The 371-nt window shown below is 61.7% G+C and carries 1 protein-coding gene; it reads right to left on the minus strand.

Features of this window, described 5'->3' with window-relative positions; all coding sequences use genetic code 11:
• A partial coding sequence (locus QN399_RS26210) for a DUF3304 domain-containing protein (protein WP_330201935.1) occupies positions 1 to 371 on the minus strand: 371 nt, incomplete at both ends.

The raw sequence follows: 371 nt of genomic DNA on the forward strand, positions 1-371 counted from the left end.
CAGGGCAAGAAATGAACATCGATGACGCCGAGTTCTTCATACGGCGCCACCTCCACGACGGCGCGATGGCGGGTGTTTTTGGATTTCTGCTCTTTCATCCGCGCGCGCCATGCATCGGAATATCGCGGTTCGGACCATGTGGCGGAATCAAAGGGCGTCGGATCCTTCTCCCACTCCACCACCACGGTCAGGCCGGGATGCCACTGGCGCGGCATGCTCACGCAGCAGTTCTGCTTGCCGCCCCCGCCGTAAGGGCCGATGTTCGGGCCGCCGTTACCGTTGACCATGAAGTAATTGATCGCCGCCGAGGTATGGCTGTAGCCCTCGATAGGCGCGCCCAGTCGGTCGGGCAGTGATTTGCTGCAGGCTTG

Origin of the sequence: Pseudomonas sp. 10C3 (assembly GCF_036346185.1) — a bacterium.
GTDB lineage: Bacteria > Pseudomonadota > Gammaproteobacteria > Pseudomonadales > Pseudomonadaceae > Aquipseudomonas.